At 67.6% G+C, this 25,255-nt stretch carries 24 protein-coding genes; 11 read left to right on the top strand and 13 right to left on the bottom strand.

What is annotated here, in order from left to right:
* Positions 1-52: 52 nt before the first annotated feature.
* Both GVY41_RS00215 and GVY41_RS00210 read right to left on the bottom strand, forming a co-directional pair.
* The gene (locus GVY41_RS00215) at positions 53-1,585 is read right to left on the bottom strand and encodes a tripartite tricarboxylate transporter permease (RefSeq protein ID WP_161342234.1); all 1,533 of its coding nucleotides are present in this window, start codon (positions 1,583-1,585) and stop codon (positions 53-55) included.
* Positions 1,585-2,034, bottom strand: a complete 450-nt coding sequence (locus tag GVY41_RS00210) for a tripartite tricarboxylate transporter TctB family protein (RefSeq protein ID WP_161342232.1) — start codon at positions 2,032-2,034, stop codon at positions 1,585-1,587. The genes GVY41_RS00215 and GVY41_RS00210 overlap by 1 nt, the downstream gene beginning before the upstream one ends.
* A gap of 171 nt (positions 2,035-2,205) precedes the next feature.
* Between GVY41_RS00210 and GVY41_RS00205 the strand changes: the two genes are divergently transcribed.
* Positions 2,206-2,625: a PaaI family thioesterase gene (locus GVY41_RS00205; RefSeq protein WP_161342230.1), complete on the top strand. Its 420-nt coding sequence runs from the start codon at positions 2,206-2,208 to the stop codon at positions 2,623-2,625.
* Between the two features lie 12 nt (positions 2,626-2,637).
* Here GVY41_RS00205 and GVY41_RS00200 read toward each other — a convergent pair whose 3' ends face one another.
* Genes GVY41_RS00200 through GVY41_RS00190 form a run of 3 tightly spaced genes read right to left on the bottom strand, consistent with a single transcriptional unit; the run spans position 2,638 to position 7,912 of the window.
* Complete coding sequence (locus GVY41_RS00200; protein ID WP_161342228.1) at positions 2,638-4,683, bottom strand: 3-hydroxyacyl-CoA dehydrogenase NAD-binding domain-containing protein; 2,046 nt, start codon at positions 4,681-4,683, stop codon at positions 2,638-2,640.
* On the bottom strand, positions 4,680-6,758 hold the full coding sequence (locus GVY41_RS00195; RefSeq protein WP_211374365.1) for an acetate--CoA ligase family protein: 2,079 nt from the start codon (positions 6,756-6,758) through the stop codon (positions 4,680-4,682). Before GVY41_RS00195 ends, GVY41_RS00200 begins: the two co-directional genes overlap by 4 nt.
* A 2-nt stretch (positions 6,759-6,760) precedes the next feature.
* A complete protein-coding gene (locus tag GVY41_RS00190) occupies positions 6,761-7,912 on the bottom strand; it encodes an acyl-CoA dehydrogenase family protein (RefSeq protein WP_161342224.1) in 1,152 nt (383 codons plus the stop codon).
* Positions 7,913-8,173: 261 nt separating this feature from the next.
* On the opposite strand from GVY41_RS00190, the gene GVY41_RS00185 reads away from it, so the two are divergent.
* The 9 genes from GVY41_RS00185 (at position 8,174) to GVY41_RS00145 (ending at position 16,213) form a co-directional block, all read left to right on the top strand.
* Positions 8,174-9,112, top strand: a complete 939-nt coding sequence (locus GVY41_RS00185; protein ID WP_161342222.1) for a LysR family transcriptional regulator — start codon at positions 8,174-8,176, stop codon at positions 9,110-9,112.
* A 109-nt stretch (positions 9,113-9,221) separates the two neighbouring features.
* Positions 9,222-10,229 (top strand): TRAP transporter substrate-binding protein DctP, encoded by a 1,008-nt coding sequence (dctP, locus tag GVY41_RS00180; protein ID WP_161342220.1) that lies wholly within the window; start codon positions 9,222-9,224, stop codon positions 10,227-10,229.
* 61 nt (positions 10,230-10,290) lie between these two features.
* Positions 10,291-10,815 (top strand): TRAP transporter small permease subunit, encoded by a 525-nt coding sequence (locus GVY41_RS00175; protein WP_161342219.1) that lies wholly within the window; start codon positions 10,291-10,293, stop codon positions 10,813-10,815.
* Positions 10,812-12,119: a TRAP transporter large permease gene (locus GVY41_RS00170; protein WP_161342217.1), complete on the top strand. Its 1,308-nt coding sequence runs from the start codon at positions 10,812-10,814 to the stop codon at positions 12,117-12,119. The genes GVY41_RS00175 and GVY41_RS00170 overlap by 4 nt, the downstream gene beginning before the upstream one ends.
* Before the next feature lie 3 nt (positions 12,120-12,122).
* Complete coding sequence (locus GVY41_RS00165) at positions 12,123-12,773, top strand: glutathione S-transferase family protein (protein WP_188816002.1); 651 nt, start codon at positions 12,123-12,125, stop codon at positions 12,771-12,773.
* Positions 12,770-13,336, top strand: coding sequence for a carboxymuconolactone decarboxylase family protein (locus GVY41_RS00160; RefSeq protein WP_161342215.1), 567 nt, complete (start codon positions 12,770-12,772; stop codon positions 13,334-13,336). Before GVY41_RS00165 ends, GVY41_RS00160 begins: the two co-directional genes overlap by 4 nt.
* Positions 13,329-14,210 carry an amidohydrolase family protein gene (locus tag GVY41_RS00155; protein WP_161342213.1) on the top strand — a complete coding sequence of 294 codons (882 nt, stop codon included), beginning with the start codon at positions 13,329-13,331 and terminating at the stop codon, positions 14,208-14,210. The genes GVY41_RS00160 and GVY41_RS00155 overlap by 8 nt, the downstream gene beginning before the upstream one ends.
* Complete coding sequence (locus GVY41_RS00150; protein WP_161342211.1) at positions 14,207-15,007, top strand: SDR family NAD(P)-dependent oxidoreductase; 801 nt, start codon at positions 14,207-14,209, stop codon at positions 15,005-15,007. The genes GVY41_RS00155 and GVY41_RS00150 overlap by 4 nt, the downstream gene beginning before the upstream one ends.
* A gap of 15 nt (positions 15,008-15,022) precedes the next feature.
* Positions 15,023-16,213 (top strand): CaiB/BaiF CoA transferase family protein, encoded by a 1,191-nt coding sequence (locus tag GVY41_RS00145; protein ID WP_161342209.1) that lies wholly within the window; start codon positions 15,023-15,025, stop codon positions 16,211-16,213.
* 45 nt (positions 16,214-16,258) lie between these two features.
* Here the strand turns inward: GVY41_RS00145 and pcaF are convergent, their stop codons facing one another.
* From pcaF to GVY41_RS00130, 3 genes are read right to left on the bottom strand one after another with little or no spacing between them, the layout of a single operon-like run.
* Positions 16,259-17,458, bottom strand: coding sequence for a 3-oxoadipyl-CoA thiolase (gene pcaF, locus GVY41_RS00140; protein WP_161342206.1), 1,200 nt, complete (start codon positions 17,456-17,458; stop codon positions 16,259-16,261).
* A 2-nt stretch (positions 17,459-17,460) separates the two neighbouring features.
* A complete protein-coding gene (locus tag GVY41_RS00135; RefSeq protein WP_161342204.1) occupies positions 17,461-18,141 on the bottom strand; it encodes a 3-oxoacid CoA-transferase subunit B in 681 nt (226 codons plus the stop codon).
* Positions 18,138-18,872: a 3-oxoacid CoA-transferase subunit A gene (locus GVY41_RS00130; RefSeq protein ID WP_161342202.1), complete on the bottom strand. Its 735-nt coding sequence runs from the start codon at positions 18,870-18,872 to the stop codon at positions 18,138-18,140. The genes GVY41_RS00135 and GVY41_RS00130 overlap by 4 nt, the downstream gene beginning before the upstream one ends.
* Before the next feature lie 109 nt (positions 18,873-18,981).
* Here GVY41_RS00130 and GVY41_RS00125 point away from each other — a divergent pair, with 109 nt between their 5' ends.
* The gene (locus tag GVY41_RS00125; protein ID WP_161342200.1) at positions 18,982-19,743 is read left to right on the top strand and encodes an IclR family transcriptional regulator domain-containing protein; all 762 of its coding nucleotides are present in this window, start codon (positions 18,982-18,984) and stop codon (positions 19,741-19,743) included.
* A gap of 526 nt (positions 19,744-20,269) precedes the next feature.
* On the opposite strand, the gene GVY41_RS00120 is transcribed toward GVY41_RS00125, so the two are convergent.
* Genes GVY41_RS00120 through GVY41_RS00100 form a run of 5 tightly spaced genes read right to left on the bottom strand, consistent with a single transcriptional unit; the run spans position 20,270 to position 25,215 of the window.
* On the bottom strand, positions 20,270-21,559 hold the full coding sequence (locus GVY41_RS00120) for a TRAP transporter large permease (RefSeq protein ID WP_161342198.1): 1,290 nt from the start codon (positions 21,557-21,559) through the stop codon (positions 20,270-20,272).
* Positions 21,556-22,092 carry a TRAP transporter small permease gene (locus GVY41_RS00115; protein ID WP_161342197.1) on the bottom strand — a complete coding sequence of 179 codons (537 nt, stop codon included), beginning with the start codon at positions 22,090-22,092 and terminating at the stop codon, positions 21,556-21,558. Before GVY41_RS00115 ends, GVY41_RS00120 begins: the two co-directional genes overlap by 4 nt.
* A 3-nt stretch (positions 22,093-22,095) precedes the next feature.
* A complete protein-coding gene (gene dctP / locus GVY41_RS00110) occupies positions 22,096-23,082 on the bottom strand; it encodes a TRAP transporter substrate-binding protein DctP (protein ID WP_161342195.1) in 987 nt (328 codons plus the stop codon).
* Between the two features lie 25 nt (positions 23,083-23,107).
* The gene (locus GVY41_RS00105) at positions 23,108-24,043 is read right to left on the bottom strand and encodes a hydroxymethylglutaryl-CoA lyase (RefSeq protein ID WP_161342193.1); all 936 of its coding nucleotides are present in this window, start codon (positions 24,041-24,043) and stop codon (positions 23,108-23,110) included.
* Entirely contained in the window at positions 24,040-25,215 is a 1,176-nt protein-coding gene (locus GVY41_RS00100) for a CaiB/BaiF CoA transferase family protein (RefSeq protein ID WP_161342190.1), read from the bottom strand. Before GVY41_RS00100 ends, GVY41_RS00105 begins: the two co-directional genes overlap by 4 nt.
* Between the last annotated feature and the right edge of the window lie 40 nt (positions 25,216-25,255).

Here is a 25,255-nt window from a genome sequence, read left to right as displayed (position 1 = left end):
CCCCGCGCCGATGGGTGGGCGGCAGGCCCAAAGGCGGGCCTGCCGGAAAGGGTCAATCCTCGTCCTCGATATGCGGGGCAGGGGGTGCGGCCGGGTCGGCCGGGCGGCGGCGCATCGAGGCGTAGATGCTCAGCACCAGAATCAGCAGGGTGATGACCAGCACCGTCCCACTGATCGGGCGGCCGATGATCGCGGTGAAATCGCCCCGGGCCAGAACCATGGCGCGGCGGAAATGCTGCTCGATCATCGGGCCGAGCACGAAGCCAAGCAGCAAGGGCGCAGCCGGCATCGAGAAGATGCGCATGGCGTAGCCAAGGATGCCGAAGCCAAGCACAACCATCACGTCGAAGGCCTTGAAATGCACGCTGTAGGCGCCGATGCAGACCATCACCAGAATGGCGGGGTACAGCATCTTGTAGGGCACCGTCAGCAGCCGCACCCAAAGCCCGATCAGCGGCAGGTTCAGCACCACCAGCATCAGGTTGCCGACCCAGAAGCTCATCACCAGACCCCAGAACAGGTCTGGGTGGTCGGTCACAAGGTTGGGGCCAGGATGGATGCCATGCACCATCATCGCCCCGATCATCAGTGCCATGGTGGCGCTGCCGGGCACACCCAGCGACAGGGTGGGGATGAAGGCGGTCTGGTCGGCGGCATTGTTGGCGGCCTCGGGGGCGACGACGCCCTCGACCGCGCCCTTGCCAAAGCGGCTGGGGTCGGTGGCCACGCGCTTTTCCACGCCGTAGGACACGAAGGCGGCGACGGTCGGCCCGGTGCCCGGCAGCGCGCCGAAGAAGGACCCGATGGTCGAGGCGCGCAGCGCCGGCATCCAGAACCGGCGCCAGTCATCGCGCGTCGGCATCAAGGAGCGCAGGCTGACATCGCGCGCCTTGATGCTGTCGTTGCTGGAACTGCGCACCGAGGTGATGATCTCGGCCACGCCGAACAGGCCCATGGCCAGCGCCCCGATGCTGATGCCGTCGAGCAGGCTGAGCGAGCCGAAGGTGAAGCGGGCGGTGCCGCTTTGCGGGTCCATGCCGATGGTGGCGACCAGCATCCCCAGCACGACCATCGCAAGGCCCTTGATGGGCGATCCGTCCGATACGGTCGAGGCGGCGACGAGCCCCAGCACCATCAGCGCGAAATAGTCCGCCGATCCGAAGGACAGCGCCCAGCTGGCGACCACGGGGGTAAACACGCTCAGCACCAAGATGCCGAAGACGCCGCCGAAGAACGAGGCTATGGCGGTCATCGCCAGCGCCACCCCGGCCCGGCCCTGCTGGGCCATGGGATAGCCGTCAAGGCAGGTAACGGCGCTGGAGGTGGTGCCCGGAATGTTCAGCAGGATCGAGGCCGTGCTGCCGCCATAGGCGGTGCCGTAATAGATCCCGGCCAGCATGATGAGCGCCGTGGTCGGCTCCAGGTGATAGGTGAAGGGGAACAGCATCGAGATCGCGGCCAGCGCGCCGATGCCGGGCAGCACGCCGATCAGCGTGCCGACAAAGACCCCCAGCAGGCAGTAGGCCAGGTTGATCGGCGACAGCGCCGTTTCGAGGCCAAGATACAGGTTTGCGACGAGATCCATCAGAACGGCCAATCGATCAGAGGAACGGCAAGTTGCAGCGCAACCACGAAGACCAGCCAGGCCAGCACGCACAGCACGCCGGCCAGCACCAGGCTGAAGCGGGGCCGGACCTTGCCTTCGGCGAGCGTGGCCACGAGCACGCAGCCGATGATCGCCGGGAACAGCCCGAAGGGCGCGATCAGCAGGCCAAAGACCAGCACGCTGCCAAGGATGATGAGCGGCACCGCGACCCGGATCTCGGAGGTGTTGCGGCCCTTGGTCAGGGCGCCTACCGCCACGACAATGCCGAAGACCACCAGCAACGCACCAAGCGCGACAGGCACCATTCCTGGCCCCATCTTGGTCACGGTTCCGATTGAATACTTGGCCAGGGCATAACCTGAGAACAGGCCCCCGGTGGCGATCAGGAACAGGCCACCGGCCAGTTCCCTTGTGTCCAATGTGGACATGATATTCCTCCCGATTGCGCGAACTGCCCCTCCACAGGCGAGTGACAGACTCATTGATATTGGCTTGCGTATCAACAGGCCCAAAAATGCACCCGCCCATAACCAAAGGTTAGGCAGTCCCCGCAGGACGAAGCCATTGCCTGCCCCTCTGCGGCCGGGGATACTGCGACCATGATGACCATAGATGACCTGATCGCCGACGGCTGGACCCATGACCCTTCCGAGGGGCTGATCGCCCATCTGGGCGGCCTCTGGCGCCGCGAGGTGGGCGGCAGGCACCAGCTCGGGCTGTGGCCCGAGCCGATGCACGCCAATCGCAACGGCGTGGTGCATGGCGGAATGTTGATGACCTTTGTCGACCGGGCCTTCGGAATGACGGCGCGGCTGGTCGCAGGCGCGCCGCGCGGCGCAACCATCAGCCTGTCGCACCAGTTCGTGGCGCCATTGCAGATCGGCAGCTTTGCATCGGTGGAACCGAAGATCGTGAAGCTGACGACGCGGATGGCCTTTGTCGAGGGCACCGTGTTTGCGGGCGACGAGCCCATCGTGCAGGCGCAGGGGGTCTGGCGGCTGGCGGCCTCACGCGAGTGAGGCCGCCCCCGGTCACGACGTCAGGATAGCTGCCAGATCGGCCAGTTCCCGACCCGCACCTGCCGCCGCCACGAAGGCGGCGCAATCGGCGGCCAGGTGCGCCTGGTCCTGCGTCCCGGCCCAGTGCAGCGGCCCGCCGGTCCAGCGCGGGAACCCATAGCCGTTGACCATCACCACATCCACGTCGCCCGGCCGCAGCGCAACGCCCTGCTGCACGACCAGCGCCGCCTCGTTGACGATGGCGGCGAGGGCGCGGCGCTGAATCTCCTCGGCGGCCAGGCTGCGGCGCGGGGTGCCCTTCTCGGCAGAGGCGGCAAGGATGATCGCCTCCACCGCCGGGTCCGGCTGCGGCTTGCCCGCGGCGTCATAGCTGTAATAGCCCGCGCCGGTCTTGCGGCCGAGGCGGCCCGCTTCGCAGAGCCGGTCTGGGATATGCACATAGCGGGCCGCGGGATCGCGGCTGGCGGCCTGCTGCTGGCGCATCCGCCAGGCGATATCCAGCCCCGAGAGGTCGGCCACCGCAAAGGGGCCCATCGCAAAGCCGAAGCCGGTCAGCGCAGAATCCACCTCTTGCGGCAGGGCCCCGTCTTCCAGCATGAACTCGCAGGCGGCGCGATAGGCGGCATAGATGCGGTTGCCGATGAAGCCGAACGCGTTGCCCGCCTGCACCGGCTGCTTGCCAAGCGCCCGCGCCACGGCAAGGCCGGTGGCAATCGCCTCGGGCGTGCTGCGGGCGCCGCCGACGACCTCCAGCAGTTTCATGATGTTGGCAGGGCTGAAGAAATGCAGCCCGATGAAGCGGCCGGGATCGGCCACGGCCGAGGCGATGGCATCCACGTCGAGATAGGAGGTGTTGGTGGCCAGCAGCGCATCCGGGCGCGCCACCTTGTCGATGGCGGCAAAGACCTGTTGCTTGACGGCCAGATCCTCGATCACCGCCTCGACGATCACGTCGCTGCCCGCCAGCAGCGCCATGTCGCTGCCAAGGGTCAGGTTGGCGCGGGCGGCATCCGCCTCGGCCGCGGTCAGGCGACCCGCGGCGGTGGACTTGCTGATCTCATCCTCGATCCTTGTGCGGGCCCGCTCGATGGCGGCGGGGTCGGTATCGACAACGGTGGTGGCAAAGCCGCGCTGAAGGCAGGCGAGCGCGATGCCCGCGCCCATGGTGCCCGCTCCAAGGATGCCGAAGCTGGCGAAGGGGCCCGCAGTCACGCCCGCCGGCGCAGCCCCGCGGGCGGCCTCGCGTTCGGCAAAGAAGATGTGGCGCAGGGCCTTGGCCTCGGCCGAGATGCGCAGATCCTGGAAGTCCTCCCGTTCGGCGGCGAGACCCTCGCCGGCGGGAACGCTGCCGACGGCGCGGATATGGCGGATCGCCGAGAGGATATGCGGGCGGCTGCGGCCCGAGGCGGCAGCCTTGCGCGCCGCGGCCTCGATGGTGGCCTCGTCCTCCGCGGGCGGATCGCGCTCGATCACCCCCGCCTTCCGGCCGACCAGAGACAGCGCCAGCGCCGCCGCTTCGGCCCGCAGGTCGCCGCTTGCCAGCGCATCGACCATGCCCAGCTTCAACGCGTCTTCGGCGCCAACCCGGCGACCGCTGGTGATGAGCGCGATGGCTGCCGCCTTGCCGACCAGACGCGGCAGCTTCTGCGTGCCGCCCGCGCCCGGAATGATGCCAAGCCCGCATTCCGGCAGGCCGACGACCGTTCCCGGCGCGGCGATGCGCGCGTCGCAGCCAAGCGCCAACTCATAGCCGCCGCCAAGAGCGGCGCCCTGCAGCGCCGCGACCCAGGGCTTGGCCGAGCCCTCGATCGCCGCGATCACCGCGGGCAGTTGCGGCGGGGCCAGCGGCAGGTCGAACTCGCGCAGGTCAGATCCGGCGATGAAGGTCTTTCCCGCGCCGATCAGCACGCCCGCGGTCAGCCCGGCATCGGCCTCGACCTCGGCAATGCAGGTCAGCAGCGCCTTGCGAATGTCCGACGAGCCGGCGTTGACCGGCGGGTTGTCGATGACGAGGACGCCGACCGCACCCTCGCGTTGCAGATGGACCGTTCCGCTCATGTCTTGCTCACCCTTGCCAGACCATCGATTGCCAGAACGCCTTGCCCTTCGGCAAGCACCAGCAACGGATTGATTTCTGCTTCCTCGACGCGCACATCCTGCGCGTCAGCCAGTTTCGACACTGCGACGATGGCATCTGCCAGCGCCGCCAGATCTCCCTTCGGACCGCCGCGGAACCCGTCAAGGATACGCGACGACTTCAGGTCCGCAATCATTTCGATGGCGCCCTCGCGGCTGACCGGGGCCAGCCGCATGGTGCTGTCGCGGTAGATCTCGGTATAGATTCCGCCCGCGGCCAGCACGACGATGGGGCCCACCTGCGGATCGCGGCGGAAGCCCAGAAGCACCTCGCCCAGACCCTTGGTCATCTGCTGCACAAGGATGCGGGTGACGCGGTGACCCGCCATCCGCTCTGCCACTCGGGCCGTGATCCTGGCGATGGCCGCGGCAAGCTCCTCGGCGCTGCGGATGTTCAGCACCACGCCGCCGGCGTCGGTCTTGTGCGGGATCTCCGCGTCGAGAACCTTGGCCACCACCGGAAACGGAAAGGGCAGATCCGGCACCGGCTGGCCCGGGTCCAGCACCACGTGCGGCGCCGAGGCAAGGCCGGAGGCGGCGAAGAGGGCGTAGGATGCAGCCTCGTCCAGCACCAACGAGGGTTGCTCCGCTGCGCCAATGTCCAGCGGGCGCAGCCGCCGCGGCAGGCGGCGGTGCAGCGCCGCGGCAATCGCATCGCCGCAGGTCTCGGGGAACTGGAAGGCCGGCACGCCCGAGGCCGCCAGCAGCCGCGTCGCATCGGGCGCGTCGGGCACCAGAAACACCGCCAGCGGCGTGCCGGGGCCCTGCGCCGCGTCGATGGCGGGTTGCACCGCCAGTTCCGGGTTGAACCGCGCGGACGAGCCGACCGAGGCCAGCACCAGATCGAATTCCGGCGCGGCGCGCAGGATGTCGAGTGCGGATTTCATCACGTCATAGCGGGTGCCGGCCAGCGTCAGGTCGAGGATCCGGCCGTGGCCGGCGTCGATGCCCGCCGCGCGCAGCTTCTCGCGCGTCGCCTCTGATGCGGGCACCACGTCGACGCCGCGCAGCGCCATGGTCTCGACCGCCATCGCCGCGCCGCCGCCGGTGGTGGTGACCACGCCCACCCGGCCCTTGCGGCGTGTGGGGCTCGCGGGCACCCGCTCCAGCAGCGGCAGCACCTCGATCAGCCCCTCGAAGCTCTCCACCCGCGCGATCCCGCATTCGGACAGGAAGATGTCGGCCACCTCATCCGCCCCGGCCAGCGAGCCGGTATGCGACACGGCGAGTTCCGCCGCCTCATCCGACCGGCCCAGCTTGTAGGCCGCGACCGGCTTGCCCCGTTCGGCGGCGGCGATGGCAAAGGCGCGCAGCGCCTCGGCATCGCGCAGGGTCTCCAGGAACAGCATGTAGCTGGTAACCTTTGGGTCATCGAACGTGGCGTGGCAGATCTGCCCGATCGACAGGTCGCACTCCGCCCCGACCGAGACCAGCCCGGCAAAGCCGATGCCCTTGCGCTTGCCGCGCGACACCAGCGCGCCGATCAGGCTGCCGGAATGCGAGCCGACGAAGATGCCGCCGCGCGGCAGGTCCGGCTCGGCAAAGGCGGCATTGGCGGTCAGCATCAGCCCGGTGTGCAGGTTGACGATGCCGATGCTGGAGGGGCCGATCAGCCGCGTGCCGCCGCGCGCCAGGATCGCGTCGAGCCGCGCCTGATTGGCACGGCCGCGCTCACCGGCCTCGGAAAAGCCTGCCGACAGCATGGTCGCCACCGGCACGCCAAGGCGCTGGCATTCCTCCAGCGCGTCCAGCGCCTTTTCGGCGTCGGTCAGGATGAAGACATGGTCCGGGCGCTCCGGAAGATTGGTCAGGCTGGGGAAGGCGCGCTCGCCCTGCACCGTCTCGCGGCGCGGGTTCACGATCTGGATGTCGCCCGCAAAACCGGCCTGGCGCAGGAATTGCAGCGGCCGCCCCGCGGTCTTCGACGGATCGTCCGACACGCCCACAAGGGCCACGCGCTGTGGGTTCAGCAGCGATCTTGTCCAATCGGCAGCCATGGTCATGCCCCCGCCCGCTGGTCGAAGCGGCGGTCGAACACATGCTCGGCGATGCGGTTCTTCAGCATCTCGATCGAGCCGCCGGCGATCATCCAGCCGCGGGTACGCTTGACGCAATACTCCACCAGGCTCTCGGTCGAGTAGCCATAGCCACCCATCACCTGCAACGCCTCGTTAGACACTTCCCAGCCGGCCATGTTGCAGGCCAGCTTTGCCATCGCCGTGTCATTGGCCGAGGGCAGGGTGCCGTTGGGCACATTTGCGGCGCGGGCCAGGAACATCTCGGCGGCCTCGAGCTTCATCAGCATCTCGGCGAATTTCCACTGGAGGCCCTGAAACTCGCAGAGCGGGCGGCCGAACTGCTTGCGGTCCAGCGCGTGCTGCCGCGCCACCGTATAGGCATATCGGCCAAGCGCCAGCGCCCGCGCAGAATTGCCCAGACGTTCGACGTTGAAGCCCGAGATCTGCTTCTTGAACCCGCCCGGCCCCAGAAGGACATTGGCCTTCGGGATGCGGCAGTCCTCGAAATAGAGCGGGCACCATTCCTCGCCGCTCATGAACCCGGCCCGCTGGCCGATCGTGAAGCCGGGGGTGCCGCGTTCCACCAGCACCGATCCGATGCCGTTCAGGCCCGGCCCGAAGCGGCAATAGATCAGGAACAGTTCCGCCTCGGGGCTGTGGGTCGAGAACACCTTGGAGCCGCTGAGGATGAAGTGATCGCCGTCTTCGCGGGCACTCGTCTTCAGCTCGGTTACCGCCGAGCCCGCATCCGGCTCGCTCATCCCCAGCGAGATCAGCATCTTGCCGGCCAGCAGCCGGCCCAGCCAACGCTCTTTCTGATCGGGCGTGGCATATTCCACGAAAGTGCGGATCGGCCCGAAATTGCCCGCCTGCACCACGTCTGCGCTTTTGGGGCAGTATTTTGCCACCGTCTGGATCGCCAGAACGGCATCCATCAGCGTGCCGCCCAGACCGCCATCCGCCTCGGGCATCGTGATGCCCAAAAGGCCCATATCGGCCAGCTTCTCCGCCACCTCCCACGGGTATTCGCGCGAGTGGGCCCGTTCCAGCGCGCCGGGTGCCAGCTCGGCTTCGGCAAAACGCGCCACGGAGTCCACGAGGCTCCGTTGATCCTCGGTCAGGTCAGCAAACATGTCAGGTGATCCTTATCCAACTCCCGGGTTTCTTCTGCCACAAGCGGGCAGTCAGGAAACGTCGCTGGAGGTTGGTCTGGACTGACCTTTGGTTATGCAATGGCACATAACCGGCGGCAATCAAACAGTCCATTAGCTTAGCGCCCCGATTGCGTCAAGCGCAGTGCACAGGCCCTTGCCCGCGGTGGCCTCGCACACTACCACTCGAAAGCCTCGGCTCGGCAGGGGGCCGGACGGGAAGCATCGGCCCGAGGGGGAGATATGTCGCAGAAGTTCGGCGACCACGAGTGGCACCCTGAAACCCGCGCCCTGCGCTATTTCGTGGCGGTGGCGGAAGAGAAGAGCGTGACCAAGGCCGCCGCGCGGCTGCGGATCGCGCAACCGGCGATCAGCCGGCAGATCGCGGCGCTGGAGCAGGATCTGGCCACCACGCTGTTCCTGCGGCTGCCCAGGGGCGTAGAGCTGACCGAGGCCGGAGAGATCCTGCTGGAACGCTGCTACGCGACCTTCTCGATCCTTGCCCAGGGATACCGCGATGTCACGGCGCATTCCTCGGCGCCAAAGGGGGTCGTGGTCCTCGGCCTGCCGCCCACACCGGGCGAGTTCATCCTGCCGCCGCTGCTGTCGCGCATCAAGGCGCAGTATCCCGACATCGAGCTGCGCCTTGTCGAAGGGTTCAGCCGCGAGCTGGAAAAGGCGCTGCTGCGCGGCGACATCGCGCTGGCGGTGATGCACGAGCCGCCCGAGCGCAGCGACATCCTGCGCCGCGAGTTGCTGGTGGAGCATCTGAACATCGTCGGCCCGCCCGGCAGCCTGAGCAAGCCGAGCTTCACCCTGGCCGAGGCAGCGCAGCTGCCGCTGGTCATGCCGTCGCGGCCGAACTTCCTGCGCATCATGTTCGACCGCGCCTGCGACGCGCATGGATACGAGCCGAACGTGGTGCAGCGGGTGGATGGCATGTGGCACCTGAAGGCGCTTGTCCGCTCGGGCCACGGCTTCACGGCGCTGACCTATGGCGGCGTGCTGACGGAAATCAACGCGGGCACGCTGGAATGCCGTCCCATTGTCGCGCCGCAGATCGGTTGGCAGTTGTCCATCGCCACACGGGCCGAACAGCGGCCCAAGGTCGCTGTGTCGGTGGTAGAGGACGCGATCTTCGACATCGTCGCCGATCTTGTCCATCGCGGGGTCTGGCAATGATCCATGCCGCAGCGGCATGGGGTGATAGAAAGTTGATATTTGCCATATGCCTCGTGGCGCGGCACCTTGCGCTCTGTCCGTGGGAGCGGACCAGTGGAGGAGACTTTCAATGACCTGGACGACCCTGACGGCCGTGGCCCTCGCCACGAGCCTTACCTTCGGCGCAGCCGAGGCCAAGACCTACACATATATCACCTACAAGCCGCAGGGCGCGAATGACGCCCATTCGCGCAGCCTTCAGTGGTTCGTGGAGGAATTCGCCAAGCGCACCGGCGGCAAGCATGACATCGAGGTGTTCTGGGGCGGCTCTGTCGCCGCGGTGGGCGAGACCCCCGAGGCGCTGGCTTATGGCGTGGGCGACATGGGCGACATCGTCACCCCCTACTTCCCCGACCAGTTCCCGCTGAACAACGCCATAGGCTTCTTCATTCCGCAGCCGCTAAGCAGTGACGCGGTCGCCGAGGCGATGGTGGAATGGCACAGGGATTACCCGCAATTCGCCGACGAACTGACCAGCCAGAACCTGCACGCCATCTCGTTCCGCTCGCTTGAAGGCTATGGGCTGCTGTGCAAGCAGCCTATCGCCTCGATGACCGATCTGGCGGGCAAGCGCATCCGGTCCTATGGCTTTGCCTATCCGGCGCTGATCGAGGCGATGAAGGCAATTCCGGTATCGCTGACCACCTCCGACACCTATGAGGCGCTGGAGCGCTCCATCGTCGATTGCGCGCCGATCGGCCCGGCGCTGGCCCGCGGCTTCAAGTATGACGAAGTGGCGAAATATTACATCGAGATGCCCTTCGGTGCCTCGTTCGGCCATATCCTGGCCATGAACCTCGACAGCTATCAGGGCATGGATGACGAGACCCGCGCCGTGCTGGACCAACTGGGCATCGACTACATGGTCGAATACGCCGCGATGCTGGAAGCCGAAGAGGTCAAGGTGCGCGAGCTGTGGCAGGGCGAACTGGGTGTGACGGTGCTGCCGTTCCCGGGCGAAGAGCTGACCGCGCTGATCGATGACACAGGCGTTCAGGCAGTGCGTGCAGAATGGGAATCCAAGGCGACGGATGCCGGTGTCTCGTTCGACGACATCGTCGCAAAGCTGCGCTTCTGACCCCTTGCAGGTGCCGCGGCCCCGGCCCGGCGCCTGCACCCCTTCAAGCTGGGAAAATGTCATGAACAGTCTCCTCACGGTGCGGCTCGCCTACGGGCAGCTGCTGACCTATTGCGGCTGGTTTGCCGGCGCCGCGACCTTTGCGATGATGACCATCGTGGTGGCGAACGTCGTGGCCAGATATGCCTTCAACAGCTCTGTCCCGGGTGCGATGGAGCTGACGGAAGGCGCGCTGCCGCTTATCATCTTCCTGTCGCTGGCGCTGACCCAGTTTCACGGCGGCCATATCCGCGTGTCGATGCTGACCGACCGGCTGCCGCGGACGCTGTCGCAGGCGCTGCTGGTGCTGGCGCTGCTGGCCGGGGCGGTGCTGTTCGGCTGGGCCGCCTGGGCGGGCTGGCTGTCGGCCGAGAAATCCCTGGCCATCGGCGAGATGAAGCGCGGCTCGATCCGCTATCCGGTCTGGCCGATCAAGTTCGCCGTCAGCTTCGGCATGGCCCTGCTGACCGTGCAATTCCTGATTGATGCGCTGTGCGTCGCGGTGGGCATGCCGCTGCAAGACGCCGACCCGGAGGAAGTGGAATGAGCAATCTTGTCATCGGCCTGATCGGCACGGGCTGCCTGTTCGGCGGCATCCTTCTGGGGGTCAACGTCATGGTCGTTCTCGGCCTCGTCGGCGCCTTCGGCCTGGCGGCGCTGGTCGGCTTTCAGGGGGCAACCGCCCTGCTGTCGACGGTGTTCTTCGAGACCACCCACTCCTTCCACTTCTCGGTCATCCCGCTGTTCCTGCTGATGGGCTTCTTTGCCATGCGCGCAGGCCTCGGCGAGGATCTGTTCGAGGCGACCAGCCGCTGGATGGGCAACCTGCGCGGCGGACTGGCGATCTCCACCACCATCGGCGCTGCGGCCTTCGGCGCGGCCTCAGGCTCGTCGGTCGGCACCGCCACGGTCTTCACCAAGCTGGCGCTGCCGCAGATGCTGGACCGCGGCTATGACAAGAGCCTCGCCTCGGCCTCGATCGCCATTGCCGGCACCCTGGCGGTGATGATCCCGCCCTCGGCGCTGATGGTGGTCTATGGCATCCTCACCGACAGCTCGATCGGCGCGCTGCTGATAGCGGGGTTCATCCCGGGCATCATCTTTGCGGTGCTGCTGTGCCTTGCCATCTGGCTGACCGTGCTGCGCCGGCCGGAATTGGCGCCGATCGATTCCACGAAATACACGCTTCGTGAAAAGCTGGCCTCGCTGCGGCTGGCCGGGCCGCTGGTGCTGATTATTTTCTGCATCGTGTCAGGCCTTTACGTCGGGATCTTCACCCCGACCGAGGCAGGCGCGGTGGGCGCTGCCCTGACTCTGCTGCTGGCGGTGATCCGGCATCGCGGCATCAAGGGCGTGCAGATCAATGCCACGCTGCTGGAGACGATCCGCACCTCGGCAATGATCTTCGGCATCCTGATCTCGGCGCTGCTGTTCTCCAAGTTCCTGGCGCTGTCGGGGCTGGCCAACGCGGTGGGCGGCTACCTCACCGGGCTTGACGTCGATCCCTGGGTGATCGTGGTGCTGGTGTCGATCATCTACCTGCTGCTGGGGATGATGATGGACGCGCCGGCGCTGCTGGCCATCACCTTGCCGATCACCCATCCGGTCATGATGGATCTGGGCTTCGATCCGGTCTGGTTCGGTGTCTTCGTGGTGCTGCTGGTCGAGATCGGCGCGGTGACGCCGCCGGTGGGCATCAACTGCTTCGTGGTGCAGGCGGCCTCAGGCGGGCGCGTCAAGCTGGAAGAGGTGTTCAAGGGGCTGGTCCCCTTCGTGCTGGCCGGTTTCGTGATGCTGGTGCTGCTCTACATCTTCCCGCAGATCGCGCTTTTCCTGCCCTCCAGGATGTAGCGGATGCAAGGGCTTCACCACCTCTGGCAGGATCCGGCGACAACGCTGGTCCTGCGCAGCACCTACACCTCGCCCTTCGGGCGCAAGGCGCGGATCGCGGCCCGGGTGCTGGGGGTCGATGACCGGATCGTCATCAGCCCCGCCGACCCGCGCGACCCTGCCGACCCGCTGCACGGGCAGAACCCGCTGGGGAAGATGCCCTGCCTGCTGATAAACGGCGAGCCGTTCTTCGACAGCGGCGTGATCCTGGAGCTGCTGGACCTGCTGGCCGGGGGCGGGAGGCTTCTGCCGCCCGCTTCAAGAGCCCTGCCCCGGCTGCGGGCGCTGACCCGCGCCCGGCTGGCCGACGGTATCACCGAGGCGGCACTGCTGATGGTCTATGAAGGGCGCTACCGCACGCCGCAGCAAGCCTCGGACATCTGGCTGGACCATCTGCGCGGCAAGGTTCTGCGCGGACTGTCCGCCTTTGAACAGGCCCCGCCCGACGCAGGGAGGGCCGATCTCGTCAGCATCGGGCTTGCCTGCGCGCTTGGCTATCTGGACTGGCGCGCCCCCGTGGACTGGCGCGCCGGCCATCCCGGGCTGGCAGACTGGCTCGGCCAATTCGCGGCGGCCGTGCCCGCCTTTCAAACCACCGAAAGAGACCTGACATGACCTGGCCCCTGCAGCGCCTGACCGCGCCCGACCCTGCCACCTATTCGCCGCGCCAGCAGGCGATCCATGACCAGATCGCCAGCGGCCCGCGCGGCGGCGTGCGCGGCCCGCTGGCCGTCTGGCTGCACCGCCCCGAGCTTGCCGCCCGCGCGCAGGATCTGGGCCGCTATTGCCGCTATGACAGCAGCCTCGACCAGCGGCTCTCGGAACTGGCGATCCTCGTCACCGGCCGGGTGTTCGGGTCGGAATATGAATGGCAGATCCACAAGGGCCATGCGCTGAAAGCGGGGCTGGAGCCCGCGATCATCGAGGCGATCCGCTGCAACCGCCGCCCCGATTTCGCCGATGTCGAGACCGAGGTGGTGCATGACGTGGCCTTCGCCGCGCACCGCACCCGCGATCTGGACGATGCGCTCTATGCCCGTGCGCGAGAGGTGCTGGGGGAACAGCGCCTGGTCGATCTGGTGGGGCTGCTTGGCTATTACACGCTGATTTCGCTAACCATCAACATCTTCCGGGTGCCCCCCTTGGACGGCGGCGCGGCGGAGCTGTCCGATGTCTGACGGGCCGCTTACTTGGCACCAGCACCCGCATCGCAGCGCCGTCGCGCTGCCCGCGGGGTCCACAGATGCCCATTGCCATGTCTTCGGGCCGCAAGCCATTTATCCCTACGCGCCCACCAGCGGCTTCAAGCCTGCCGACGCGCCGAAAGAGGCGCTGTTCGCGCTGCATGACCTGATGGGGATCGAACGTTGCGTGATCGTGCAGTCGGGCTGCCACGGATATGACAACCGGGTGGTGGCCGATGCCATCGCCGCGCGGCCGGGCCGCTATCGGGGAGTCGCGCTGGCCCCGCATGACACGCCCACCGCCCATCTGAAGGCGCTGGACGCGCAGGGCTTCCGCGGCTTGCGCTTCAACTACATGAGCCACCTTGCCCCCGGCGCGGATGAGGCTGCGCTGCGCGCGCTGGCGCCGCGGCTGGCCGATCTGGGCTGGCACCTGCAGGTCCATATGGAAGACAGCCTGATCGCACCGATGTCGGCATGCCTGTCAGAGCTGCCGGTTCCGGTGGTCATCGACCATTTCGGGCGGATCGACGCCTCGCGCGGGCGCAACCAGCCGGAGTTCGAGGCGCTGCTGCGACTGCTGGAGAACGATCACGTGTGGTGCAAGGTGTCAGGCACCGAGCGCGCCTCGCGTCAGGAGCCGCCCTATGCCGATGCGATGCCCTTCGCGCTCGAGATCGTGCAGACCTACCCCGACCGCGTGCTGTGGGGCACCGACTGGCCGCACCCGAACTACCGCGCCGCGCCGCCCGATGACGGCGATCTGTTCGACCTTCTGGCGCAGATCGCGCCGACACCGGCGCTGCTGCACGCGCTGATGGTCGACAACCCGGCCCGGCTTTATCAATTCATGGAGGTGGAACAATGACTGGACGTTTGGACGGGAAGATTGCGATCATCACCGGCGCGGGCTGCGTCGGCACCGGCTGGGGCAATGGCCGCGCCGCCTGCGTGCGCTTTGCGCAGGAGGGCGCGCGCGTCTTCGCCGTCGACCTGCGCGCCGAGACGATGGAGGAGACGCTGCGCCTTGTCCGCGAGGCGGGCGGCGAGATCGAACCCTATTTGTGCGACGTGACCGATGCCGCCGCGGTCGAGGCGATGGTGGCGGCCTGCATCGCGCGCTTTGGCCGGGTCGACGTGCTGGTGAACAATGTCGGCGGCTCTGCCAAGGGCGGCGCCGTGGACCTGTCCGAGGCCGACTGGGACCGCCAGCTGGACTTCAACCTCAAGTCGGTGTTCCTAACCTGCAAATCCGTGCTGCCGCATATGGTGGCGCAGGGCGGCGGGGCGATCGTCAACACCTCCTCGACCTCGGGCCTGCGCTGGACCGGCGCGGCGCAGGTGGCCTATGCCGCGGCAAAATCCGCGATCATCCAGTTCTCGAAGGTGACGGCGGTCGAGTTCGCGCCCAAGGGTGTGCGCGTCAACACAGTGGTGCCGGGCCAGCTGCATACCCCGATGGTCGAGACCCGGCTGGCCGGGCAGCGGGCGGGCGGCGATGTCGAGGCGCTGCTGGCCGCGCGCCTGCGCCGCATTCCGCTAGGCTGGATGGGCGATGGGCGTGACACCGCCAATGCCGCGCTGTTCCTGGCCTCGGACGAGGCGCGCTTCGTGACCGGCACCGAGATCGTCGTCGATGGCGGTATGAGCGCGCGCTGCGACTGACGCGGAGGGCCAGGCATGGCGAGACCGTTCGTGGGGCTGCGGGTGATCGACGCCACCCATGTGCTGGCGGGGCCGTTCGCGGCCTACCAGCTGGGGGTTCTGGGCGCAGATGTGATCCGCATCGACCGGCCCGATGACCCCGACCAGTCGCGCAGCCAGGGGCCGGACCGGGCGCTGAACGCGGCGCAGATGGGCAGCGCCTATCTGGCGCAGGGGGCCAACAAGCGCTCGGTGGCGCTGGACCTGAAACAGCCGCAGGGGCGCGATACGCTGCTGCGGCTGCTGGCCGGCGCCGATGTGTTCGTGCAGAACTTCCGCCCCGGAGCGCTCTCCGCCCTTGGGCTTGGCTATGAGGACGTGGCGCGGATCAACCCCCAGCTGGTCTATTGCTCGATTTCCGCGTTCGGGCAGCATGGCCCACGGGCGGAGGAGACGGGATATGACAATGTCTTTCAGGCCATGTCGGGCCTGATGGCGATGACCGGAACCGCGGGGACCGGGCCGCTGCGGGCCGGTGCGCCCGTGGTCGACTATGCCACCGGCTACATGGCCGCCTTCGCCATCGCCTCCGCCCTGTTCCGGCGCGAGCGCAGCGGAGAAGGCGCGCATGTGGATCTGGCGATGTTCGATGCGGCCCTGATGCTGATGTCGGCCCCCATTGCCGGGCTGACCGCGGGCGGGGTGGCGCCGGGTCCGCAGGGCAACCGCTTCCCCTCTGCCGGGCTGGGGGCCTATCCGACGGCGGATGGGCTGCTGATGCTGGGCGCCGGCAACCAGCGTCAGCAACGGCGGCTTTGGGCGGCGCTTGGCCATCCGGACATGGCCAAGCCAAGCCATGACGAAAGCCGCGACGATTTCACCAATGAGGCGGAGATGCTGCGCCGGATCCTGCTGACCCGCACCGCCGCGGAGTGGGAGGTTTTCCTGCGCGCCCACCGCGTGCCGGCGGCGCGGGTGCGGACCTTGCCAGAGGCCCTGGCCGATCCCCAGCTTGCCGCGCGGGGTGTCCTGCAAGCCGCCGGTCCGGTGCCGGGGAGGCCGGAGGGGTTCGACGTGCCGGTGGCGCCCTTCCTGCTGTCGGGCGGCGATCCGGCGCTGGACCGTCCGGCCCCGCGCATCGGCCAGCACACGGCGGAGGTTTTGCGTGAGGCTGGCTTCGACGCTGCCGAGATCGAGGCGCTGCGGCTCACCGGCGCGGCGCTGTAGCGGGACCGCCATCCACGCTTGCAGATGGCGGCTGAAAAGATGCGCTCAGACCCGCTCCAGCGCGATGGCGATGCCCTGCCCCACGCCGATGCACATGGTCGAGAGCGAGCGCCGCCCGCCATTGAGTTGCAGTTCCAGCGCCGCAGTGCCGGTGATGCGTGCGCCCGACATGCCAAGCGGATGGCCAAGGGCGATGGCACCGCCATTGGGGTTCACGCGGGCGTCGTCCTCCGCCACGCCAAGCTGGCGCAGCGTGGCGATGCCTTGGGCGGCGAAGGCCTCGTTCAGCTCGATCACGTCGAAATCGGCAGGGGTCAGGCCCAGCCGGTCCAGAAGCTTCTGGCTGGCCGGGGCCGGGCCGATACCCATGATCCGCGGCGGCACGCCGGCCGTGGCCCCGCCGAGGATGCGGGCGATCGGGGTCAGCCCGTATTTCGCAGCCGTGGCCGCATCGGCCAGGATCAGCGCCGCCGCGCCATCATTCACGCCGCTGGCATTGCCGGCAGTGACCGACCCGTTCGGGAACAGCGCCTTGAGCTTGGCCAGCGCATCGGGCGTGGTGGCGCGGGGGTGCTCATCGCGGTCCACCACCAGCGCATCACCCTTGCGCTGCGGGATCGTCACCGGGGTGATCTCGCGCGCCAGACGGCCATTTTCCTGCGCCGCGGCGGCCTTGGCCTGCGAGGCCAGCGCCATGGCATCCTGCGCCGCCCGGTCCACGCCATAGTCATCGGCGACGTTCTGGCCGGTCTGCGGCATCGAGTCGGTGCCATAGGCCTTGTGCATCGCCGGGTTGATGAAGCGCCAGCCGATGGTGGTGTCATGGATCGCCACGTCGCGGCTGAAGGCGCTGCCGGACTTCGGCATCACGAAGGGCGCGCGGCTCATGCTCTCGACCCCGCCCGCGATCATCAGGCCCGCCTCGCCCGCCGCAATCGCGCGGGCGGCGGTCAGCACCGCATCCATGCCCGACCCGCAGAGCCGGTTGATCGTGGTGCCGGTCACGCCCACCGGCAGCCCCGCCAGCAGCAGCGACATCCGCGCCACGTTGCGGTTGTCCTCGCCCGCCTGGTTGGCGCAGCCGAAGACCACGTCGTCCACCGCCTCCCAATCGACGCCGGTGTTGCGCGCCATCAGCGCGCGCAGCGGGACGGCGCCCAGATCATCAGGCCGGACCGAGGACAGCGCCCCGGCATAGCGGCCGATGGGGGTGCGGATATAGTCGCAGATGAAGGCGTCGGTCATGGTCAAAGCTCCGGTACGATGAGATCGGCCACAGGGCCATCAAGATGCAGGGTGGCGCCGGTCAGCGCCTGAAGATCGTCAAGGCTCAGCCCTGCCAGCTTTTCACGCAGCACGAAGCGGCCGCCGGACACGTCGATCACGGCAAGGCTGGAATAGATCCGCGTCACGCAGGCAACCCCGGTCAGCGGCAGGGTGCAGCGCTGCACCAGCTTGGGCTTGCCGTCCTTGGTCACATGGTCGGTCAACACGGCGACCTGCTTGGCGCCGTGCACCAGGTCCATCGCGCCGCCCACGGCCGGCACGCCCTTGGGCCCCGTCGACCAGTTCGCCAGATCGCCTGTTTCGGCCACCTCATAGGCGCCGAGGATCGCCACATCCAGATGCCCGCCGCGCACCATGGCGAAGCTGTCGGCATGATGGAAGAAGGCCGTGCCGGGCTTCAGCGTCACCGCCTTCTTGCCGGCATTGATCAGGTCCCAGTCTTCTTCTCCCGGCGCGGGCGCCGCGCCAAAGCCGAGGATGCCGTTCTCGGTGTGGAAGATCGCCTCGCGCCCCGGCGGCTGGAACTTGGCCACCATCTCGGGAAAGCCGATGCCGAGGTTCACATAGGCGCCGTCGGCAATGTCCTGCGCCGCGCGCCAGGCCATCTGGCTGGGGTTCAGTTTGATGGGGGTCAGTTTCATGCTGCGGCCTCCGGATAGACCGCGCCGGCGAGGTTCAGGTCTTCTTCCTGCGCGGGGTTCGGGACTTCGACCACGCCCTGCACGAAGATGCCGGGGGTCACGACCGCCTCGGGGTCGATCCCGCCCGGCTCCACGATCTGGCTGACCTGCACGATGGTCCGCGCCGCCGCCATGCACATCAACGGGTTGAAGTTGCGCCCAGCCATCCGGTAGCTGAGGTTCCCCAGCCGGTCGCCCAGATGCGCCTTCACCAGCGCGACATCGGCCTTGAGCCAGCGTTCCTGCACATAGGGCCGCCCCTCGAACTCCGCCACCGGCTTGCCCTGCGCCAGATCGGTGCCAAAGCTGGTGGGGGTGTAGAAGGCAGGGATGCCCGCCCCGCCCGCCCGGATGCGCTCGGCCAGCGTGCCTTGCGGCACCAGCTCCAGCTCGATGGCCCCGGCGCGGTAGGCCTCGGTGAACACCACCGGATCGGCCGAGCGCGGGAAGGAGCAGATCAGCTTGCGCACCATCCCCGCCTCGATCAGCGCGGCAAGGCCGACATGGCCGTTGCCGGCGTTATTGTTGACCACCGTCAGATCCTTGGGATGGCCGGTAGCCAGAAAGCGGTCGATCAGCGCGTGGATCAGCTCGATGGGTGCGCCAGAGCCGCCAAAGCCGCCGATCATCACGGTCATTCCGTCGTCGATCCCGGCCACGGCGGTGGCGAGATCGGGAAGCGCCTTGTCCATGTCTGCACTCTCCTCAGGGGGCTGAGGAAGGGATAGGGGCAGCCCTGCACTTCCGTCCAGCGGGTTTGTGCGATATGCTGCATTTGTTGACATATCGCACGGAGCGAGCATGACGATCAGCGAGCGCGACACGATGGGCGGGCTGGCCAAGGGGCTGCTGGTGATCGAGACCTTCACGGCTGACCGCCCGCGCCAGTCGATTGCCGAGGTTTCGGCAGCCTCTGGCCTCGACCGGGCCACCGCCCGGCGCTGCCTGCTGACGCTGGCCCATCACGGCTATGCCGATTGGGACGGCAAGTTCTTCACGCTGACGCCGCGGGTGCTGCGGCTTGGCACCGCCTGCCTTGCCACCATGCCGCTGCCGCAGATCGTGCAGCCGCTGCTCGATGACCTGTCGGACCGGATCGGGCAAAGCTCCTCCGTCTCGATCCTCGACGGGGCCGAGATCGTCTATGTGGCGCGCGCGGCGCAGCGCAAGGTGATGTCCATCGCGCTGATGCCGGGCTCACGCCTGCCCGCCTTCTGCACCTCGATGGGCCGGGTGCTGCTGGCCGCGCTCCCCGAGGCCGAGGTGCGCGAGATGCTGGCCGCCCACCCGCCGGTCGCCCGCACCTCGTTCACCCGGACCGAGCCCGAGGCGATCCTGGCCGAACTGGCGCAGGTGCGGGCGCAGGGCTTCGCCCTCATCGATCAGGAGGTGGAGCTGGGGCTGCAGTCGGTCGCAGTGCCATTGCTGAACATGCATGGGCGGGCGGTAGCGGCGCTGAACGTGGGGCTTGCGGCGGGGCCTACGCCGCTGGAAACAACTGCCGAGGGCCTGCTGCCGGCGCTGCGCGCCGTCGCCGCCGAAACGCGGGCCGTTTTGCGCTGAAAGGATCGAGGCGACATCCTGACCGGCTGCCAGCCGCGCGAGACCTCGGACAGGCTCTTCTTAGGTGTTTGATCCCATGTGATGTTGCAATCGGGTCAGGCCCCAACTGCAACCTCACTGCTCGTCTAGGGGAAACCCCCGGAACCCCTCCTCGTCTTCACTCCACGGCGGAGCCGTTGCGCGAAGGCTGCGGCCAGCAGTTTGCTGAACCCCTCTCTTGCTTCTTGTCGATGAGCTTGGTCTACGAGCTCCGGCGACTTGATCGCCTCAACCTCGCCGCGGCTCTGCGCATCATCCACATGTTCGGGCACCAGAGTCTGCTCTCGGATCGCGGGCTGACTGCCGGCCCCAACGGCGAAACTCTGCTGACGGGCGCCGAGGTGAAGAGGCTCCTGAACGCTATCCAATGGGTCCGGGAGGGGGAGGTGCCTGGACCGTGAGGGGATGTATGGTGCGCAGGAGCCCCCAGCCCGCAAGCCCCCACCAGTGCGGCAGCTTGCGAGGGCCTTGTGCGGGCGGGATTCGGTCAGAACCGCCCGAACCCCGCCACCGTGGGCAACCACAGCGACAGCGCCGGGAACAGCCAGATCAGCGCGAGGCTGAGCATCAGCAGCACGACATAGGGCATCGAACCGCGGATGACATCGGCCAGCGGCGCGCCGGTGATACCCTTGATGACGAACAGGTTCATCCCGACCGGCGGCGTGATCAGCGCCAGTTCCAGGTTGATCATCAGCATGATGCCATACCAGACCGGGTTGATGTCCAGCACCAGCAGCGAGGGCAGGATGATCGGGGTGGTGATCAAGATGATGGCGATGGTTTCAAGGAACATCCCCATCACGAAGATCGCCGCCATCACCAGCAGCAGGAACGCGGTCTGCCCCAGCCCCAGCGCCGTCACCGCCTCGACGATCTGCGCGGGCAGCCGGATCAGGGTAATGGCATGGCCAAAGATCGCGGCGGCGGCGATGATCATGAACAACATCGCCGTGGTGCGCATGGTTTCCCACAGGCACTCCCACAGATCGCGCAGCGACAGGTTGCGGTAGACGAAGACGGCGACCAGCAGGGCATAGAGCGCGCCGATGCCCGCCGCCTCGGTCGCGGTGAAGACGCCAAGGTAGATGCCGCCCATGATCACCGGCGGCATCAGCACCGCCCAGATCGAGCGGCGCAGCGCCCGCAGCACCTCTGGCGCGCCGACCCAGTCCTGCTTTTGCGTCTCGCCATGTGCATTGGCCTGCACCCAGCTGAACACCGCGAAGATGGCGGCGACAATCAGCCCGGGGATCAGCCCGGCGAGGAACAGCGCCCCGATCGAGGCATCCGACACGATGGCGTAAAGGATCATCGGCCCCGAGGGCGGGATCAGGATGCCAAGCGTGCCACCCGCCGCGATGATCCCGTAGGTATCGCGCGGCCGGTAGCCGTATTTCTGCATCTGCGGGATGGCGGTGGACCCGATGGTCAGTGCGGTGGCGACCGACGAGCCCGAGATCGAGGCAAAGACGGTGCAGGACAGGATGGTGGCAAAGCCGAGCCCGCCCTTGACGTGGCCGACCAGCTTGTTGGCCATGTCGAACAAGTCATCAACCACACGGGTGCGGATCATCACATGCGCCATGAAGGCGAACATCGGGATCGCCGCCAGCAAGGGGGTGTTGAGGCTGGCAAACACCGTATCCGCCATCGCGTCGATCCTGCCCTCCATCACCCACAGCACGCCGAGGGAGGCGAGCCCGAGCGCGGCGAAGATCGGCATCCCGGTCAGCAGCAGCGCGATCAGCGCGCCAAAGATCAGCAAGGCGGTCATAAGTGCCGCTCCTTCCGGGTAAAGGACAAGATGCAGTCGATCAGCCGCAGCGCCGCCATCGCCAGCAGCAGCGCGCCGCCCACCACCAGCGCCGATTGCGGAAGCCACATCGGGATTTGCAGATAACCGGGGGAATAGGCCCCGAACATCCGCGAGAACTCGACCGTGTGCAGCCCGGTGCGCAGCAGGTTTGCGGCAAAGATGCCGACCGCGACATGCGACAGCAGGTCGATCCAGCGGGCGCCGCGCGGTCCCAGCCGTTCGGTCAGGATGTCGATGCGGATGTGATCGCCGCGGCGGTAGGCCTCGGCCGCGCCGAACATCACCATCACCACCACGAGGAAGCCGGTGGCTTCCTCGGTGCCGCGGAGCGGCGCGCTGAACAGGTATCGCCCGGCGACATTGACCGCCGTCAGCACCAGCACCGCCAGAATGGCAAGCGCGGCCACGGCGCCCGACAGGACGCCGATGACCTTTGCCAGTCTGCCGACGACACCTTTCGGTGCCGCCGTCTCGTTTGCGTCATGTGCCATCGGTCACTGGATCTTGGCGATCAGGTCCAGCAGTTCCTTGCCGTCGGCACCGCTTTCAGCCTCGAACCCGGCGGCGAAGGCCGGCTGCATGACCGCCTTGAACGCCTCGTTCTCGGCATCCGTGGCCACATGCACCTGCGCGCCGGTGGAGCGCAGCTGATCGGGCGCCGAGGCCGAGGCTTCGACCGAGGCGTCGATTGCCCAGCCTGCCGCCATTTCCCCCGCGACCTGCAGCGCCTGCTTTTCGGCATCGGTCAGGCCGTCATAGAAACCGGGCGTGACATAGCCGTGCAGATAGGCTGCAAGCACCGGCACCACGACGAAATGGTCCTGCACCTCGTAATACTTGCGCGACCATGCGGCGGCGACATCGGTCACGGCAGCGTCGATCACGCCGGTGGCCAGCGCCTGATAGACCTCGGAGCCCGGCAGCGACACGGTCGTCGCGCCCATCGCTTCCAGCCCGCGGTCGAAGGCCGGGCCAAGGCCGCGCATCTTCACGCCCTTGAAGTCATCGGGGGTCTGCATGAACTTGCCGTTCGAGGTGAAGACCGACACGTTGGTCTGGAACATCCAGGCGACGTTCTTGACGCCCTTTTCGAGCAGCTTGGCCTCCAGATAGCCAGCCGCCTCGGAGGTCGGCCATTTCTTCCAGGCGTCGATCGAGGACATGGTGTAGGGGCCGACGGTCACGTTCATGATCGGCAGCGTCTTGCCCCACTGGAAGTTCAGCGAGAAGGCGCATTCGATCTCGCCCTTGGCAACGGCGAGGATGTTGTCATTGGCCTTGACCAGGCTGTCGGCGCCGAACACCTGCACGTCGATGCTACCCTCCGACTGCGCCTCGACCTCGGCCGCCCATTTGTCGACCACCAGCGCGATATGGTGCGCCGGCGGCAGCTGGTGGCTGCAGCGCATGACGGTCTGCGCCTGCGCAGCGCCGGCGCTGGCGGCGGTGACAAGAATTGCGGCGATGATGCTCGGTTTCATTGGTCTCTCCTCCCAGAGATAGCAGTTATGCCCGCCATGCCAGATTGGCAGGGGGGCCGGTCCGGGCCAGGGCGCCATACAGCGCCTCGTCCGGCATTTCGGTCGTCAGGATCTCGCGGATCCCGGTCAGGGCCGCAGGGTCGATCCCGGTGGCAAATCCCATGCGCTCACACAGATAGGCCAGATCCTCGAACACCACGTTGCCGGTGGCGCCCGGCGCGAAGGGGCATCCCCCCAGCCCGGCCAGCGCGCCGTCCAGCACCCGTGCGCCGTGGTCCAGCGCCGCGGCAGCGTTGGCAATGCCCGTGCCGCGGGTGTCATGCAGGTGCACGATGAACGGCCGGTCGCCGCACAGCCGCACCATACCGTCGCACAGCGCCGCCACCTCGCGCGGGCCGGCATAGCCTACGGTGTCGGCGATGCCGACGATATCGGCGCCGGCGGCCAGGCAAGCCTCGGCCAGCCGCAGCACCTCTGCCGGGTCCACGGCGCCAGTGATCGAGCAGCCCAGGGCCATCGCAATCCCCGCATTCACCAGCGTGCCCGGCGCCTGCGCATCGCGGAGCCCCGCGGCTCGGGCGACCAGCGCGACGGACTCGGCGCGGCTGCGGCGGATATTGGCGAGGCTGTGCTCTTCGGTGGCCGAGACCACGCAGACCACCTCGTCTATCGCGCTGGCAAAGGCCGCCTCCATCCCCTTTTCGTTGAGCGTGAGGGCGGCAGCGTGCAGGCTCGGCAACTCGCGGGCAGCGCCGATCAGCTCGGGCAGGTCGGAAAATTGCGGGAAGCGGGCGGCGGGAAGGAATGACCCAAGCTCGAAATGCCGGACCCCGGCGGCATGTTCGCGGGCCAGCCAGTCGCGCTTGGCCGCGGTCGAGGGGAAGGCCTTGACCAGTTGCAGCCCGTCGCGCAACCCGACCTCGCGCAGCGTCACCCGGTCATTGGGATAGGGTTGGGTCATGCGGCCTTCCCCATCGCGACGGCAATCTCATCCCCGGTCATGCCCAACTCGGCGAGAACCTCCGCAGAATGGGCGCCGACGTCATCGACATCGCCGCCGCCGGTCAGCATGGTGCCGTCCACCTCGAACGGCAAGGCGGGGGCACGAAAGGTCTCGCCCGTCCACAGGGTCGATGTGGCAAGCCCACCGGGGCGCATCACATGCGGATCGTCATACATGTCCGCGGGTTTCGAAATCGGCGAGAACGGCAGGCCGATCCGCTCCAGATCCGCCACCAGCGCCTCGCGGCCCCGCAGGCGGATAGCGGCTGCAAAGACCGGGATGGTGCGGGCGCGGGCGTTGATCTGGTCCATGCGGATCTGCAGGCCAGGGTCGGCCAGCAGGCCGGTCAGTCCCAGATAGGTGCAGAGTGTGACCCACTGGCTTTCCGACACCGCACCGACAAAGACCTGCTCGCCATCGGCCGTGTCGAAGATGTCGTAGACCGGCCAGCTGAAATCGCGTTCCGGCATCGGCGGCGGGCTGCGCCCCTCCAGCTCGAACTGCACCATGTGCTGCGCGACCAGCAGCAGGCAATTCTCGAACAGCCCGATGCGGATCGACCGGCCTTGCCCGGTCGCATCCCGCTCGCGCAGGGCCGCCACCACCGACAGCGCGCCGAACAGCCCGCCCATGATGTCATTGGCCGACGAGCCCACCCGCAGCGGCCGCCCGGTGGGGCCGGTCATGTAGGCAAGGCCGGTCATCATCTGCACCACCTCGTCCAGCGCGGTGCGGTTTTCATAGGGGCCGGACAGGAAGCCCTTGTGGCTGGCCAGGATCAGCCGCGGAAAGCGTGCGCGCAGATCCTGCGGATCGGCGCCCATCCGGCCAAGCGCGGCATCGCGGAAATTCTCGACGAAGATGTCGGCCGTGGCCAGCAGCCGGTCCAGCGCGGCGCGCCCGGCATCCGACTTCAGGTCCAGCTGCACCGATTTCTTGCCGCGGTTGAACAGCGGAAAGAACGGCCGCCCCATCCCGGTCAGCGCGCGGGTCTTGTCGCCCTCCGGTGGCTCTACCTTGATGACCTCGGCGCCGAGAAAGCCAAGGAACATCCCGCAGGACGGTCCCATGATCATGTGGCTCATCTCGACGACCCGAACCCCCGCGAGGGGGGCAAACGCATCATCCATTCCATCCTCCATTTGCGCCACCCTAGGCTTGCCGGGGCTT

The organism is Frigidibacter albus (genome assembly GCF_009908165.1).
GTDB lineage: Bacteria > Pseudomonadota > Alphaproteobacteria > Rhodobacterales > Rhodobacteraceae > Frigidibacter > Frigidibacter albus.
This window is presented reverse-complemented; position numbering and strand designations above follow the sequence as displayed.

Coding starts and splice junctions, on each gene's coding strand:
- GVY41_RS00100 (WP_161342190.1), bottom strand. CDS start 25,215: ATGGATGATGCGTTTGCCCCCCTCGCGGGGGTTCGGGTCGTCGAGATG.
- GVY41_RS00190 (WP_161342224.1), bottom strand. CDS start 7,912: ATGTTTGCTGACCTGACCGAGGATCAACGGAGCCTCGTGGACTCCGTG.
- GVY41_RS00165 (WP_188816002.1), top strand. CDS start 12,123: ATGCAAGGGCTTCACCACCTCTGGCAGGATCCGGCGACAACGCTGGTC.
- GVY41_RS00115 (WP_161342197.1), bottom strand. CDS start 22,092: ATGGCACATGACGCAAACGAGACGGCGGCACCGAAAGGTGTCGTCGGC.
- pcaF (WP_161342206.1), bottom strand. CDS start 17,458: ATGACCGACGCCTTCATCTGCGACTATATCCGCACCCCCATCGGCCGC.
- GVY41_RS00120 (WP_161342198.1), bottom strand. CDS start 21,559: ATGACCGCCTTGCTGATCTTTGGCGCGCTGATCGCGCTGCTGCTGACC.
- GVY41_RS00215 (WP_161342234.1), bottom strand. CDS start 1,585: ATGGATCTCGTCGCAAACCTGTATCTTGGCCTCGAAACGGCGCTGTCG.
- dctP (WP_161342220.1), top strand. CDS start 9,222: ATGACCTGGACGACCCTGACGGCCGTGGCCCTCGCCACGAGCCTTACC.
- GVY41_RS00210 (WP_161342232.1), bottom strand. CDS start 2,034: ATGTCCACATTGGACACAAGGGAACTGGCCGGTGGCCTGTTCCTGATC.
- GVY41_RS00195 (WP_211374365.1), bottom strand. CDS start 6,758: ATGGCTGCCGATTGGACAAGATCGCTGCTGAACCCACAGCGCGTGGCC.
- GVY41_RS00145 (WP_161342209.1), top strand. CDS start 15,023: ATGGCGAGACCGTTCGTGGGGCTGCGGGTGATCGACGCCACCCATGTG.
- GVY41_RS00135 (WP_161342204.1), bottom strand. CDS start 18,141: ATGAAACTGACCCCCATCAAACTGAACCCCAGCCAGATGGCCTGGCGC.
- GVY41_RS00105 (WP_161342193.1), bottom strand. CDS start 24,043: ATGACCCAACCCTATCCCAATGACCGGGTGACGCTGCGCGAGGTCGGG.
- GVY41_RS00155 (WP_161342213.1), top strand. CDS start 13,329: ATGTCTGACGGGCCGCTTACTTGGCACCAGCACCCGCATCGCAGCGCC.
- GVY41_RS00150 (WP_161342211.1), top strand. CDS start 14,207: ATGACTGGACGTTTGGACGGGAAGATTGCGATCATCACCGGCGCGGGC.
- GVY41_RS00205 (WP_161342230.1), top strand. CDS start 2,206: ATGATGACCATAGATGACCTGATCGCCGACGGCTGGACCCATGACCCT.
- GVY41_RS00170 (WP_161342217.1), top strand. CDS start 10,812: ATGAGCAATCTTGTCATCGGCCTGATCGGCACGGGCTGCCTGTTCGGC.
- dctP (WP_161342195.1), bottom strand. CDS start 23,082: ATGAAACCGAGCATCATCGCCGCAATTCTTGTCACCGCCGCCAGCGCC.
- GVY41_RS00130 (WP_161342202.1), bottom strand. CDS start 18,872: ATGGACAAGGCGCTTCCCGATCTCGCCACCGCCGTGGCCGGGATCGAC.
- GVY41_RS00200 (WP_161342228.1), bottom strand. CDS start 4,683: ATGAGCGGAACGGTCCATCTGCAACGCGAGGGTGCGGTCGGCGTCCTC.
- GVY41_RS00185 (WP_161342222.1), top strand. CDS start 8,174: ATGTCGCAGAAGTTCGGCGACCACGAGTGGCACCCTGAAACCCGCGCC.
- GVY41_RS00160 (WP_161342215.1), top strand. CDS start 12,770: ATGACCTGGCCCCTGCAGCGCCTGACCGCGCCCGACCCTGCCACCTAT.
- GVY41_RS00125 (WP_161342200.1), top strand. CDS start 18,982: ATGACGATCAGCGAGCGCGACACGATGGGCGGGCTGGCCAAGGGGCTG.
- GVY41_RS00175 (WP_161342219.1), top strand. CDS start 10,291: ATGAACAGTCTCCTCACGGTGCGGCTCGCCTACGGGCAGCTGCTGACC.